The sequence below is a fragment of the Marinobacter sp. L-80 genome (genome assembly GCF_056859395.1).
The window spans coordinates 18,615-31,423 of the sequence record NZ_JBSXOI010000042.1 but is presented as its reverse complement, the minus strand read 5'-3'; the positions used below and the strand labels follow the sequence as shown (position 1 = coordinate 31,423).

Below are 12,809 nucleotides of genomic sequence, written 5' to 3'. Positions count from 1 at the left end.
CTCACCAGGTATCGACGAATTTCCCGCCTTCCCCAGACTGAATGCCGGAAGTGGAACTGAGCCCGCGTATCAACCACGCCCGCGTTTCCTGCGGGTCGATCACCGCATCAATCTCCAGATAACTGGCCACGTTGAGCGCCTTACCTTGCTCATAGGCTTTGGCGACCAGAGTATCGAACATCTTCTGCCTTGATTCCTCATCAGGCTGGGCGGCCAGTTCTTTGGCAAAGCCCAGGCGCACGGCGCCTTCCCAGCCCATGGGCCCGAACTCACCGCTGGGCCAGGCGGCCGTGAAGAAGGGGGTGAGCATGCTGCCCGCTGCCATGGCCTGGGCGCCAAGACCGTACGCCTTACGCAGAATCACGGTGAAGAAAGGCACACTGAGCTTGGCTGCCGCCACGAACATACGCGAGATGTGGCGAATGGTGGCCTGTTTTTCGGCGTCAGGCCCCACCATGAAGCCCGGTGTGTCACACAGTGACAGGATCGGAAGGCTGTGGGCATTACAGAGCTGCATGAAGCGGGCAGCCTTGTCACCTGCGCTGGCATCGACCGCTCCGCCCAGGTGGGCCGGGTTGTTGGCGATCAGGCCCATGGGACGACCTTCAATACGGACCAGAGCCGTGATCAGGCCTGGCGCAAATTGGCTGCGGAGTTCCAGGACACTGTCCTGATCGGCCAGGGTTTCGATAACCTGACGGATATCGTAGACCCGCATGCGGTTTTCCGGAATCAGGTGGCGTAGCCGTCGTTGATCGTCGCACTGCCAGCCTTCCAACGTGCCCTGAAAGTAAGACAAATATTTCTTCGCCACACTGACCGCTTCAGTTTCGTCCTCGACCAGGACATCAATCACACCGTTGGGCCCCATGACGGACACCGGCCCCACTTGTTCCGGGCTGAACCGCCCAAGCCCGCCGCCTTCGATCATGGCAGGTCCCGCCATCCCCAGATTGGCGTCTCTGGTGGCAATGATGGTGTCGCAGCAGCCAAGCAGTGCCGCGTTGCCCGCATAGCAACGGCCGGACACAATACCGAGCGTGGGCACGACGCCGGAGAGCCGTGCCATGCCGACAAAGGTATGACAGTCCAGAAACGAAACGCCGTTGGCGTCGGTGTCGGATGGGCGACCCCCACCGCCTTCTGCGAATAGAACCAGGGGGATTCGCCATTGCTCGGCCAGAGCGAGAATTCGGTCTGCCTTGCTGTGATTCGTCAGCCCCTGTGTGCCTGCGAACACCGTGTAATCGTAGGCCATGGTGGCGCAACGCCCGGCTTCGGGGCCAAATGCCGGCGCGTTCACGGTGCCAATGGCGGTAATCAGGCCATCCGCCGGGCTCATTTCAGCCAGCTTGTCCGCCGAACGTCGGCGTCGCTGTGCCGCCAGTGCAAGAGCTCCGTATTCATTGAAGCTGTCGGGGTCGAGCAGGTCTTCAACGTTCTCACGAGCGGTTCGCTGAGCAGTTTTACGCCGCTTTGCGACCGCCTCCGGTCGGCGCTGGTCAGTCAGCAGGTCATGACGCTCCAGAACCTCGGCGAGATCGGCCCGGATGTACTCCAAATCAACCGTCTCTTCATTCTGAATGCCGCCGGCCTCGACGTCGGCTGGTTCCAGGTAGACCAGTGCCTGCCCGTCGTTCACCGTTGTCCCTGGTTCTGCGGCAATAGCGTGGATGATGCCGGAGTTGGTTGCCTTGACCACAAACTCCATTTTCATGGCTTCAAGCACCGCCACCGGGTCGCCGATGGCGACGGAATCTCCTGGTGTCACATCGATACTGACAACCGTGCCTGAACTGGGCGCCTCAATGCCGATGGTGCCCGCCGGTGCGGCGATGGCGCCCGGGCTTTCGTCGACCGCCGAGGCAGATGCGTTGCCAAAGTGCAGGTGCGGGTGAGCGGTTTTGGTCGCTTCCGGGATCAGGTGTTTCAGGTTGTCTTCGACAAAGCGGGTGGTAACAGCCCAGGTTTCCACGCCGGAATGGCGGACCAGATTTTGCAGCAGACCAATATTGCTGCTGACACCGGTTAGCCGGAATTCGCACAGGGCGCGATAAAGCCGCCGAAGTGTTGAAGGGTAATCGCCGCCATGGGCAACCAGCTTGGCGAGCAGGGAGTCAAACGAAGGACTGATGGTGTAACCGGCGTAACCGTAGCCATCGACCCGTAAACCCGGGCCAGACGGTGGCTCGTAGGTGCTCAATGTGCCGGTAGCGGCGGTGGCATGACCATCGGCGTAGAGTGTTTCGCTGTTGATTCGCGCCTGAATCGCGAAGCCCCGCTTGGTGGGTGGCGACTCAAGAGCCAGATCAGTGAGGCTTTGGCCGCCAAACAATTGCAGCTGGGTTTGAACGAGATCAACGCCGGTAATCTCCTCGGTGATGGTGTGCTCTACCTGGATGCGGGGATTGGCTTCCATGAAATAGAAACGGCCGGGGTGGTCCTCGTCCACCAGAAACTCAAAGGTGCCGAGACCACGGTAGTTAACGGCGCCGGCCAGTTTCAGGGCGCTGTCGATCATGTCATCCCGGATCGAGGCGTCCAGTAAAGGACTCGGTGCAATCTCGATCAGCTTCTGATTTCGCCGTTGCAGGCTGCAGTCGCGCTCCCAGAGGTGACTGACGGCTCCGGTACCGTCGCCGACTATCTGGATTTCGATGTGCCTTGCCCGAGCGATCAACTGCTCAACGTAAAGTGAGCCGTTGCCGAACGCTGCCTGAGCCTCGGACTGGCAGCGCTGGAAGGCCTGCTCGAGTTCTGTTTCGGCGTGAACCGCCCGCATGCCGCGGCCGCCGCCACCGGCAATCGCTTTGATCATCAGAGGACCGTGCTCGTCCAGGAAGGCGCGGGCCTCGGTGAGGCTCACCGATCTGTTGATTCCCTTTATCAGGGGAACCTCGCAGCGTTCTGCCAGGGCCCTGGCAGCCGACTTGTCACCAAACCCCTCCAACACGTCGGGCGAAGGGCCAATAAAGATCAGCCCGGCCTGTTCGCATGCGCGGGCAAAACCGGCGTTTTCCGCCAGGAATCCGTAGCCAGGATGGATCGCCTCGCAGCCATGGGCCTTTGCGACCTCTATCAGTTGCGCTCCATCCAGGTAAGCCTTTACGCCATGGCCCGTTAAAGCCACCGCCTCATCGGCCATACGGGTATGCAGGCTGGCGTCGTCGTCTTCAGAGAATACGGCCACAGACCGCAATCCCAGTTCGCTGCAGGCTCGGGCAATGCGGATCGCGATTTCGCCGCGATTGGCAATCAGTACGGAGCGAAAAGTCATGGTGCCTTGTTCCCCGGGGTGTGATTTTTATTTTGGGCGACAGAAGCCACCATCCTAGAAACGGCATCCGGATCAGGCAAATGAATTTGTTTGAGGGTTGGTTATGAATGCGCTTGATGACTCAGGTTTCAGGGCTCGTTGGTTTCGTTCTGTTGCTTATCCGGAGCCCCAGGATAACCACGAGGGCGCCAAGCCAGATGCCAACTGAGTAGCGCTCGTTGAACCAGATTACGCCAATCAGTAACCCGAACATGGCGGCGACTGCGCCGAGCTGACTGTAGAAAACCGGATTGGAGCGACGCTGTAGTTCAAAGGCGCAGAGGTAGGTCAGCGCAGTTAAAAGGCCCTGCAGAATGACAATACCAAGAAGGTAAGATCCTGTGCCTACGGGAAAAATGGGCGTCCCAGCCAGACCTGCAAACAGACCAAGTGTCATAGCTGAAGCCAGCAATGTGCCTGCTGCGAGGACCATGGGCTTTACTGCATCAGGCCATGCCACTGAACGGTAGACGTTACCGATAGACAGCATGGCTGGGATGATCAGGCCCATGGCGAACCAGAGAAGGTTCGGGCTGCTGATCTCAGAATGACGTTGCAGCACGATCCAGGCGCAGGCAATGACCGCAATCGATAGCCCGGCCAGTTTGATCCAGCTGCGTTTTTCGAGCCCCATGCCAGTGGCGATCAGAAACGTAAATATTGGTGGCAGGGCATACATGATGCCCGTGAATCCTGCCCCCAGTTTTGTCACCAGATAAAACCCGATGACATTCGGGACCGCGATGCCGGTCAGACCGCTGATAAGAAAATAGCGGCTCAGGCGACGTTCCAACAGAGAGCGGCGTTTCTGGGAGAATACCAGCAGAACGGATCCTGCAATAAGCGTTTGCCAGAAAGCATAAGTGACGGCCGGCATACCCTGGGATGTTGCGGCTTTTGCCAGCGCCAGCATCAAGGCGATCAGGAATCCATTGGCCAGCAGGAGGCCCCAAACTGCGGCCTGGGGCGGGAAAAGCGAACGCTGCATAGAGGCTATCATCACTAAGTGCTCCGGGTTGTGAGGGGCATTACCGTGAGCCAGTTTGCCGTAATTGATTAAGTTGATAACTGGGCGCATTCGAACAATACTTCTTCCAAATCGGAAATAATCAGGAGCGTTCAGTGGCCACCGACAAGCTGGTAGCGATGAACATCTTCAGGCGAGTGGCGGAGCTGGGCAGTTTTACCCGGGCTGCGGATGACCTGGAGATCACTGCGGCGACGGTCAGCAAACACATCGCTTTTCTGGAACGGGACCTCGATACGAGGCTGATCAACCGAACCACTCGCCGAATGAACCTGACCGATGCGGGGTTTGCCTTTCTCAAGCGTACCCAAGCCCTTTTGGATGAACTGGAAGACGCAGAACTGGAGGCAAGAGGGTTTCAGGCGGAGCCAAAGGGGACAATAAGGCTGAATGTGCCAATGTCTTTCGGGCTGACCCACATCTCAGAGGCTATCGACAGTTTTCTGAACCGCTTTCCCGAGATCGATATCGATTTGCAGCTCAGCGATCGGATGGTCGATCTGGTGGAGCAGGGCGTAGACATCGCTATTCGGATTCGAAGCTCCCTGGCCGATTCGAGCCTCATGGCCAGGCCACTGAGAACGTCCAGAAACATTGTTTGCGCATCGCCGAGGTATCTGGAAAGTGCCCCGGAGATTCACGGTCCGGAAGACCTGACACAGCACAACTGCCTGACGTTTTCACTGCATGACAGACCGAGAGTCTGGGAGCTGGGCGATCGGGAGGTAAGGGTCAGCGGCAACTATCGAACGGACAGCAGCCTGGCGATTCGCCAGAGTTTGTTGAGGGGGGCCGGCGTTGGTTTCTTGCCGCGGTTTCTGGTTCAGGGCGATATTGAAAAAGGCGCACTGATTCCCCTGCTGCCTGACTTCCCGCCCAAACCCTACACTGTATTTGCCCTGTTTCCGCCGGGGCGCAAGCAACCCACCAAGGTTCGCCTGCTGCTTGACCATCTGGACCAACATCTGGGCAAGAAACCCTATTGGGAATAGCGCTGATCCCGTGGATCTTCTGCTGGCTATTTCCATTCTGGAAAATATGTAGTTCTATTCTGTCCGTTTTGCAGGGTCTCGTAGTTCCATAGAGTTGCTACCTCAACGCGAAGGAGACAACTTTATGAACATTCACGAAGCCCTGGACTGGCGTTACGCCGTCCGTGAATTTTCGCCCGAGAAGCTTGGTGCCCATACGGTGGAAACACTGGTTGATGCGGCTCGCAAGAGCGCCTCTTCTTATGGACTGCAGCCCTATAAAATTCTGGTCGTCGAAAGCAAGTCGGTTCGACAGGATTTGCTGGCCTACTCTTTTGGCCAACAGAAAGTGTTGGACTGCTCTCACTTGATCGTTTTTGCGGCGCAAACGGATATTGGTGACCACACGGTCGACAGGTATGTCACGCAGTTTGTGAAAACCCGCGACGTACCTGCCCAAGATATCTCCGGCTATGTGGCGCACATGAAAGAGGCGCTTGCAGCCAAATCCCGAGAAGAAAAACGGGTGTGGGCGCACCAGCAGGCCTATATTGCCCTGGGGACCCTGCTCACTGCTGCAGCTTCAATGCGAGTAGATAGCTGCCCGATGACCGGTTTCGATCACCAAGCCTACGATGACGTACTTGGACTGGCAAAACTGGGCCTTGAGACTACTGCCATCGTTGCTTTGGGTTACCGTAGTGCCCGTGACCGAACCTCCGGCTTACCGAAAGTGCGCTTTGATTACGGCGATATGGTGATCAGCGTGTAAGTGATACCCGGTCGATTTGGTGGTCTGGCTGGTGTTCCTTGTCTATAGGGTATAGGTTCGGAAGAACGGCAACACATTTTCGAGCTTACTGCCGTTCAAGAGGAGCACCAGCTCTATGAAGGTTTTTTCCAACCCGGTTGGTTCCGGAAATCTGTGGTTTGACAATCTCACCACGGCACAGGGCACACCGGTCGCGTACGATCCACAGGCCAGGTCTTTCGTTCCGATGCCGCCCTTTTGCGCGAACCGGGACATCATCGGCTGCAACTGGATTGCGCCTGAACAGGGGGCATTCTGTCGTTCCTGCGCGATGACTGCTCTGGCGCCCGACCCCAATATTCCTAACGCCATGCCCAATTGGGCCGAGACAGAAGCCTCCAAGCGCTGGGTGCTGGACAACCTCGGCCGTTGGCACTGGTTTCGCCCTGAGGATCCGGGCACGCGCCCGGTTTTCCACATGTTGGCCGAGGGGCTGACCCCGGTTGCCATGGGGCACGCGAACGGCGTGGTAACCATCAGCGTCGCAGAGGCGGATCCCGTGGTTCGTGCCACCCGACGGCAGGCCCTGGACGAACCCTATCGAACCATGGTCGGCCATATGCGCCATGAAATCGCCCACATGCTCTGGTGGCGCCTGAGCTTGCGTAAAGACTTTCTGGATGCGTTCCGGGAGATGTTCGGTGATGAACGCGCCGATTATCCGGCGGCCCTTGAGCATCACTACCATAACGGCCCGCCGCAAGACTGGCGACTGTTTTACCTGACCAGCTACGCCTCGGCACACCCGCACGAGGACTGGGCGGAGACTGCGGCACACCTGCTGCACCTTACGGACATCACCGACAGCCTGGTGTCATCCGGTCTGACCTCGCCCGAGGTGCCGAGACAGGGTTGGGATCCCTACTCGGAGCCCGACACGGCCATGCTGATCAATGTTGCTGCGTCACTGGCCATCCGGGTTAACCATGTGAACCGCTCCATGGGACTGTCTGACCTCTACCCGTTTGTCCTGTCCGAAACGGCGCAGCGCAAGCTTGCGTTCGTGCACGACTGGTTGCGCCGCGGGGCCCAGGGCCTCTAGTCCAGGTGAGTGCCGGTCAATCAGACCGGCGACACGCCAAAGAGCCACTGGTGGGCCCACACCACCATGACCACATACACGGCAAGGCCGCCAACGATCGCAATGACGTCATTGGCTTTGGTGGCTGGCAACGTGGTGATGGCGCGCTGGGTTCTGCGCTTCATGGAGATCCGGTCGGCTACCGCCCAGGCAAGGAAGGAGCCGAACAGCAGAAGGTCGTGGAGCATCCCGTTCGCCAGAAGGTGAGCCAGAGCCCAGAGTTTGACGGCAATGAGCATGGGGTGCTTCAGTTTTGCCTTGATCTTACCCGGGAGGTAGGTGGCGAACAGTAGCGGGAATACAGGCACCAGAAGCAGGAATGACACGTGCTTGAGCCACGCCGGCGGCATGTAGATCACCGTCGGATCCATCCGGGCGGCGCCGTAACCCCAAACGATCAGAACCAGACCGACGAGGGACACCACGGAATACAGTCCTTTGAAGGCTCCCTCGCCCATGGACGCGTTCAGCCGGTTACGCAGCGGCTCGTTAATTATGGAAAGCGAGTGCACGCCGAGAAACAGTACCAGACCGACAATCAGTGTGGTCATTTGCAAAACTCCTTTTGGCTTAAGTGACAGGGTTGCCTGATTGGCAGGGCGCTTTGCGTCGAAAGCCCTTTTGTGTGAAATCCTGATTAGTATAGGAAACCGGGACAGCAGATGCCTGAGCGTTTATGATCGGCGATCTGATTCACCGGATTGAAAAGGCGCCCATGAAGTTTCCCAAGGTTACTGTTGTACTGGTATCTGCTGCCCTGCTGTTTGTTCTCTGGGAGCAGACCCGCGACCAACCCGATCCCATCGATGCAAGCCGCCTGACCAATTTGCGGGCCAATCCGGTTGAATTGAGTGCTGCAGTTGACTGGATTTTTACCCAGATTCCGGACTTCTGCTCAGACGCCACTGGCGAGGGCAGTGAAACCAGAGCCCATGCTGATTGCGTCAAAAAAGCCGAGGCACGAACCTCCACGTGTCGGCGGATGCTTTACGATCGATTCCCGAGCGTTGTTGCCTCAGAGGCGGTATTCCGGGACGTTTCGCTCACGGCCATGGAGTGTCTGGTGCCCCGGTCCGTTTTGGTAAAGTAGGCCATATCACAACGACCTTCCGCCAGGATAGGTGTCAGCATTCCGAAGTTATCTGGGTCACCGTGCATTCCGGGTCGCCGAAGGAATCGTACTCGACATAGCAACCCGGAAGACCTGGGGCCGATCCTGAAGGCACGGAGAATCCTGCGCGGGTGTACTGGTTGTTGACGAAAGTTTCGAGCGAGGAATCGTTGGCGTCCACCGAGATGTAATCCAGCATTGTTAGCGAATCCGCAGCCTCGGCTCGGCTTTCAGGGCAAAGGTTGCGCCAGTCCACCTCTGAACGGCCCGCTTCAGTTTCTATTACGTAGCCAGTCTGCTGATTTCCGCCAGGATTGGTTGCTGCAGGTGACAGACCCTGAGCATAGGCCTTGCTTCTTACAATTCCGATGGTGCTTTGCATCGTGCCTGCCAATGAGTCCAATGCGGCCAGGCGGGCATCGGTGGAGAGGTCCGAGAAGCGGGGGAGCGCAAACGCAGCCAATACCGCAAGTATCAGAATGACGAGAACCAGCTCTATCAGGGTGAATCCGTGTGAATCTGGGATGCTCTTATACGATAGAAACATGAATGACTTCGTTCGGCGGATTTGAAATTGCAGGCATTATCCCATTTGGCAGGGCATGAAGCCATGCCTTCTCTGACGGGGCCATCAGACCTGCATGTAGCTTCCTTCGAATCATTAGCGTTTGAAAAACCTCGGATTTCGTTCAATAAAAGAATCAATCCAGCGCTCCAGAAAGGAGCGTTTGTCAGGGTTCTTAAGATAGCGCCAGCCTAATACGGAAATGACCAGTGCCCCGGTCGCATCGACGATCAGGTCCCACATGGTATCCGTCAGCCCGGAAGGATCACCAAGCATGGGCTTTTGCATGTTCATGCCAAACAGGGAATCCATGGTGAACTCGAAAATTTCCCATAGTGCGCCCACGCCAAGTGCAAACATGAATGCGAAAAATGCAACAAAGCCGGGTTTCATGTGCACGTGAATGTTTTCAGTCTCGTTCATTATGTGCACCAGGAGAAAGCCGAGAATACCCAGCAGGAACCCCGACGTGGTGTGGAGCGCCATATCCCACCACCAGAAGCGCGTGTAGTAATCACGGATCTCTCCGAGAAACAGGGAAGCAAACACAAACCCTATGGCGGCCAGTTGCAACTCCGGCGGAATGTGGATTCTGAAGCGGCGCTCAAACAGCAACGGGAAGAAGGTGATGGCGATAATCATGGCCGTCAGAAATGCGGTGAACCATCGTTGGCCCCATACTGCAAAGAGCGCTTCACCAAGCAGTATCAATTGCAGAGCAATGGTAATCCTTTGGTGCGTTACGCGAATGCGCATAGGTCTCCCAAGTGAGTGGTTAAACGGCACTTTTGCATGAGTTGTACGGCGTTGGTATAGGGATGTAGGATCAGTCTGGACGAGAGGCCGCCTCAAGAATCATCCATGGTTCAGCAGGATCTGACAAGTTTTGGTGCTGTCCTGGTTCTACTCTGACCCCCGATCAACCATTGTTCCCGATAGCTACAGGACCCCACTGGCATGCCCATCTCTGTTCACTATGGTTTGACGGTACTGATCTGGGGTCTCACCTGGACAGCGATTCGTCTGCAGGTTGAAGCGGCGCCGGTCGACATATCCGTGTTTTACCGATTCTTTATGGCTTCTGTCGTGACACTGGTGGTTCTTGCCATGGTGCGCAGGCTGGAGAAGTTGACCCTGAAACAGCACGGTTGGCTGGTGCTGCAGGGGGCAACCCTGTACAGCCTGAACTTTCTGCTGATTTATCGTGCTGCAGAATCGATGACAAGCGGTCTGCTGGCGGTGGTGTTTTCGCTGGCCGCTCTGTTTAACGCTTTGAATGGCTGGCTCTGGTTACGGCTCCGGCCTACCGCCCGGCTTTATCCGGCGATCTCTCTGGGGATCACAGGTGTGGCACTGCTGTTCTGGCACGATCTGCAACTGGGGAATGCCACAGCCACCAGCATTCTTTTCGCCATTGGCGGCACCTTCTGGTTTTCCATGGGTAACCTGGTAAGCATCAAGGTGCGGATGTCTCAGGTGCCGCTGTTACTGGCCAATGCCTGGGCCATGGTTTACGGCGCGGTGATTCTTGGCATCTGGTGCCTGTTGCTTGGTGTTGAGTGGGTAGTCCCCACCTCAGCGACTTTCTGGGGCGCAACCGTCTTTCTGGCCGTTCCCGGCTCAATCATCGCTTTCTATTGCTACATCACGGTGATTCAGACGCTCGGCGCTGACAAAGCAGGCTACGCGACGGTACTTTTCCCCGTGGTTGCCCTGAGCGTTTCGACCTGGCTCGAGGGTTTTGAGTGGACAACAACGGCGGTACTGGGTGCCACGCTGGCACTGCTGGGAAATTACGTTTTGTTCCGACCGGCCAAAGCATAGCGCTTGTGAAGTTCGCGCAGGGCATCTGAGAGCGCAGGGAAAGGACCCTCAGTGGGGATACCCGGAACGACCTGGTTGATCGGAAGCGTTGCCACGGGTGGTGGCGCCGCGTGCAGTTCGTCCAGCCAGGCTGAAAGTTGCTCTGACGAGCTTGCATAGACGATTCGCCCAAGGCCAACCCAGCCGTGTGCAGCCGCGCACATCGGGCAGTGCTCGCCAGGGCGCCCACTGTTCGGCAAAGGCCAGTTGCTCTTCTTTTGTCGGTCGGGCATCCAGATTTTTGATGTCCTGTATTGCGGATGCCAGTGCCAGGTCGCCTTGGGGCCAGACATCCGGCCGTCGTAGCGCCATCATGTAATAGATGTCGACGGTCCAGGGCCCCAAACCGGGTACTTCTAAAAGGTGGCTTCGGCCCTGCACATCGTCAAGCTTTTCGACTTGCGCGAGGTCGAGTTTGCCGTCGGTTATGCGGTTGGCCAGCTCGACACAATACCTGGATTTCTGTCGGGTAAGCCCGACTCGTCTTAGCTCAGGCTCGCCAGCCCTCTGGACCAGTTCCGGGGTTACCGATCCAAGGTGGGACGCTAGCCGCTGGAACATCGTAGCTGCGGCTTTGAGCGAGACCTGTTGTTCAAGGATGATGTGGATCAATGATGCAAACCCCGGTTCGCGAGTCCAGATTGGAGGGTATCCCAGTCGGGCTCGCACCTCGTAAAGATCGGGATCTTTCTCAGCGAGGACGTCAACGCCCATTTTCAAGGTTTCGGCAGTGATCGTCTTTTGTTGCATAAAACCCTGTTCGGCTCTATGGGGATTATCAGATCAGTCGAGCAAACTGGACTGCTGCTTTGGAGACGACGCCTACGAGGTCTGTAAACATCATAAAAGTGTGTACGACACAGACCGTCTTTGGTTCTCAGGCCTGTCAGTCGGCGAAACACGACCGTCATTCCCATAGGGATATGCCCGTAGCTCCGAAAACAATCCTGATGTGAGTGGGGTGCGTAATTCCTAGTGCTTTTAAGGTCCGACCAATGAGGTGAAGTTACTATGAAATTAACTTTCAAGAATGGTTTAGCCGCAGTTGCACTGACCCTTGCGTCCAGCCTCGCTATGGCAGCAGAGCATGTCGTTGAAATGAAAAACTCTGGCGCTGACGGCGCAATGGTCTTTGAGCCAGGATTTGTGAAGGCTGAGCCCGGCGACCCGGTCAACTACGACGCTGCCAAAGCCGCGGTGGACAAGCTGACCGCTGCTGCCGCCACGAATAAGGATCGGCTGAAGGGTTACTTCGAGCAGGTTCAGTAATCTGGTTGAAGCCGTTTTCGCCGCGCCCCGAAGGGCGCGGCGTTGTTTGTGAAACCTATAATCACCTATCCTGAAGCCCGCACGTCCAGATATGCGCAGGAGAAAGTAGCGATGGCCAGACTCTCAGATCATGTGGATTGGCAATATGTGTTTCGGGAGTATTGGCACCTCTATAGATTTGGTTCTGCGGGTGGAAACCCGGTCATTCGTTCGCATCTCAAAGATGTCCGAAATCGACTTAACGCTGAACTTGAGTCCAATCCTGTTGTTGAGTTTGACCAACCTGTGCAGCTTCCAGTATGCGCATGGCTCGGGCGGGCTCTGGACCAGGGATTGAGTGAGCGGACCGCACCAGTTGTTAGAGCCCTGACGCGAGTCTCTGGCCAGCTTACGTGGCGCTACGGCTATGAAAGAATGCATAAAAGCCTGGCCCGTAAATACGCATACGCTGAGCTGATGGGCCCTAACGGACCTGTGCTCAGCAAAAACGTCATACTGGGCCTGGTGCTATTCGGCCCAAAATGTACCTACCCGGAACACAGTCACGACGGCATCAGCGAGTCCTACATCTGTTTGAGTGGTTCGGTCTCTGACAGCAACTACAGCGTATTTACGCCGGGCTCCCTGTTCTTCAATCCGCCGGAAAAAGCCCACCGTATGACCACCGGGGACTTTGAGCCTACGCTCCTGGCCTACGCCTGGACGGGGACACCTGAAAAGCTCGCGAACCAGAGAATGAGCTTTGCGGGACGCAAGAGTTAAACGACCTGGTTCAGCCCTTTCAGAGGAGAGATT

The 12,809-nt window shown here is 56.9% G+C and carries 13 protein-coding genes; 7 read left to right on the top strand and 6 right to left on the bottom strand.

Features of this window, described 5'->3' with window-relative positions; translation table 11 throughout:
• Position 1 precedes the first annotated feature (1 nt).
• On the bottom strand, positions 2 to 3,277 hold the full coding sequence (locus AC13E3_RS02840; RefSeq protein ID WP_482901682.1) for a carboxyl transferase domain-containing protein: 3,276 nt from the start codon (positions 3,275 to 3,277) through the stop codon (positions 2 to 4).
• Positions 3,278 to 3,398: 121 nt separating this feature from the next.
• The gene (locus AC13E3_RS02835; protein WP_227497797.1) at positions 3,399 to 4,316 is read right to left on the bottom strand and encodes a DMT family transporter; all 918 of its coding nucleotides are present in this window, start codon (positions 4,314 to 4,316) and stop codon (positions 3,399 to 3,401) included.
• Positions 4,317 to 4,438: 122 nt separating this feature from the next.
• Between AC13E3_RS02835 and AC13E3_RS02830 the strand changes: the two genes are divergently transcribed.
• The 3 genes from AC13E3_RS02830 (at position 4,439) to AC13E3_RS02820 (ending at position 7,167) form a co-directional block, all read left to right on the top strand.
• Positions 4,439 to 5,335, top strand: a complete 897-nt coding sequence (locus AC13E3_RS02830) for a LysR family transcriptional regulator (protein WP_008172363.1) — start codon at positions 4,439 to 4,441, stop codon at positions 5,333 to 5,335.
• A 124-nt stretch (positions 5,336 to 5,459) separates the two neighbouring features.
• Complete coding sequence (locus AC13E3_RS02825; protein WP_092033325.1) at positions 5,460 to 6,086, top strand: NAD(P)H-dependent oxidoreductase; 627 nt, start codon at positions 5,460 to 5,462, stop codon at positions 6,084 to 6,086.
• 115 nt (positions 6,087 to 6,201) lie between these two features.
• Positions 6,202 to 7,167: a zinc-binding metallopeptidase family protein gene (locus AC13E3_RS02820; RefSeq protein WP_062781481.1), complete on the top strand. Its 966-nt coding sequence runs from the start codon at positions 6,202 to 6,204 to the stop codon at positions 7,165 to 7,167.
• A gap of 20 nt (positions 7,168 to 7,187) precedes the next feature.
• On the opposite strand, the gene AC13E3_RS02815 is transcribed toward AC13E3_RS02820, so the two are convergent.
• Entirely contained in the window at positions 7,188 to 7,757 is a 570-nt protein-coding gene (locus AC13E3_RS02815; RefSeq protein WP_482901681.1) for an NnrU family protein, read from the bottom strand.
• A gap of 125 nt (positions 7,758 to 7,882) precedes the next feature.
• Between AC13E3_RS02815 and AC13E3_RS02810 the strand changes: the two genes are divergently transcribed.
• Positions 7,883 to 8,296 carry a hypothetical protein gene (locus AC13E3_RS02810; protein WP_008172358.1) on the top strand — a complete coding sequence of 138 codons (414 nt, stop codon included), beginning with the start codon at positions 7,883 to 7,885 and terminating at the stop codon, positions 8,294 to 8,296.
• Between the two features lie 34 nt (positions 8,297 to 8,330).
• Here the strand turns inward: AC13E3_RS02810 and AC13E3_RS02805 are convergent, their stop codons facing one another.
• Positions 8,331 to 8,864, bottom strand: coding sequence for a pilus assembly FimT family protein (locus AC13E3_RS02805; protein WP_008172356.1), 534 nt, complete (start codon positions 8,862 to 8,864; stop codon positions 8,331 to 8,333).
• 114 nt (positions 8,865 to 8,978) lie between these two features.
• Positions 8,979 to 9,638, bottom strand: a complete 660-nt coding sequence (locus AC13E3_RS02800; protein WP_273156107.1) for a DUF2238 domain-containing protein — start codon at positions 9,636 to 9,638, stop codon at positions 8,979 to 8,981.
• Positions 9,639 to 9,839: 201 nt separating this feature from the next.
• Between AC13E3_RS02800 and AC13E3_RS02795 the strand changes: the two genes are divergently transcribed.
• A complete protein-coding gene (locus AC13E3_RS02795; protein WP_092034327.1) occupies positions 9,840 to 10,706 on the top strand; it encodes a DMT family transporter in 867 nt (288 codons plus the stop codon).
• Positions 10,707 to 10,754: 48 nt separating this feature from the next.
• Here the strand turns inward: AC13E3_RS02795 and AC13E3_RS02790 are convergent, their stop codons facing one another.
• A complete protein-coding gene (locus AC13E3_RS02790; protein ID WP_482901680.1) occupies positions 10,755 to 11,495 on the bottom strand; it encodes a DNA-3-methyladenine glycosylase family protein in 741 nt (246 codons plus the stop codon).
• Between the two features lie 261 nt (positions 11,496 to 11,756).
• Between AC13E3_RS02790 and AC13E3_RS02785 the strand changes: the two genes are divergently transcribed.
• On the top strand, positions 11,757 to 12,014 hold the full coding sequence (locus AC13E3_RS02785) for a cupredoxin domain-containing protein (protein ID WP_092034330.1): 258 nt from the start codon (positions 11,757 to 11,759) through the stop codon (positions 12,012 to 12,014).
• Between the two features lie 111 nt (positions 12,015 to 12,125).
• On the top strand, positions 12,126 to 12,776 hold the full coding sequence (locus tag AC13E3_RS02780; RefSeq protein WP_273083081.1) for a dimethylsulfonioproprionate lyase family protein: 651 nt from the start codon (positions 12,126 to 12,128) through the stop codon (positions 12,774 to 12,776).
• The last annotated feature ends 33 nt before the right edge of the window (positions 12,777 to 12,809 follow it).

What these genes read in the sequence shown, in the direction of transcription:
- AC13E3_RS02840 (WP_482901682.1), bottom strand. Translation starts at nt 3,277, where the DNA reads ATGACTTTTCGCTCCGTACTGATTGCCAATCGCGGCGAAATCGCGATC.
- AC13E3_RS02835 (WP_227497797.1), bottom strand. Translation starts at nt 4,316, where the DNA reads ATGATAGCCTCTATGCAGCGTTCGCTTTTCCCGCCCCAGGCCGCAGTT.
- AC13E3_RS02825 (WP_092033325.1), top strand. Translation starts at nt 5,460, where the DNA reads ATGAACATTCACGAAGCCCTGGACTGGCGTTACGCCGTCCGTGAATTT.
- AC13E3_RS02820 (WP_062781481.1), top strand. Translation starts at nt 6,202, where the DNA reads ATGAAGGTTTTTTCCAACCCGGTTGGTTCCGGAAATCTGTGGTTTGAC.
- AC13E3_RS02815 (WP_482901681.1), bottom strand. Translation starts at nt 7,757, where the DNA reads ATGACCACACTGATTGTCGGTCTGGTACTGTTTCTCGGCGTGCACTCG.
- AC13E3_RS02810 (WP_008172358.1), top strand. Translation starts at nt 7,883, where the DNA reads ATGATCGGCGATCTGATTCACCGGATTGAAAAGGCGCCCATGAAGTTT.
- AC13E3_RS02805 (WP_008172356.1), bottom strand. Translation starts at nt 8,864, where the DNA reads ATGTTTCTATCGTATAAGAGCATCCCAGATTCACACGGATTCACCCTG.
- AC13E3_RS02800 (WP_273156107.1), bottom strand. Translation starts at nt 9,638, where the DNA reads ATGCGCATTCGCGTAACGCACCAAAGGATTACCATTGCTCTGCAATTG.
- AC13E3_RS02795 (WP_092034327.1), top strand. Translation starts at nt 9,840, where the DNA reads ATGCCCATCTCTGTTCACTATGGTTTGACGGTACTGATCTGGGGTCTC.
- AC13E3_RS02790 (WP_482901680.1), bottom strand. Translation starts at nt 11,495, where the DNA reads ATGCAACAAAAGACGATCACTGCCGAAACCTTGAAAATGGGCGTTGAC.
- AC13E3_RS02785 (WP_092034330.1), top strand. Translation starts at nt 11,757, where the DNA reads ATGAAATTAACTTTCAAGAATGGTTTAGCCGCAGTTGCACTGACCCTT.
- AC13E3_RS02780 (WP_273083081.1), top strand. Translation starts at nt 12,126, where the DNA reads ATGGCCAGACTCTCAGATCATGTGGATTGGCAATATGTGTTTCGGGAG.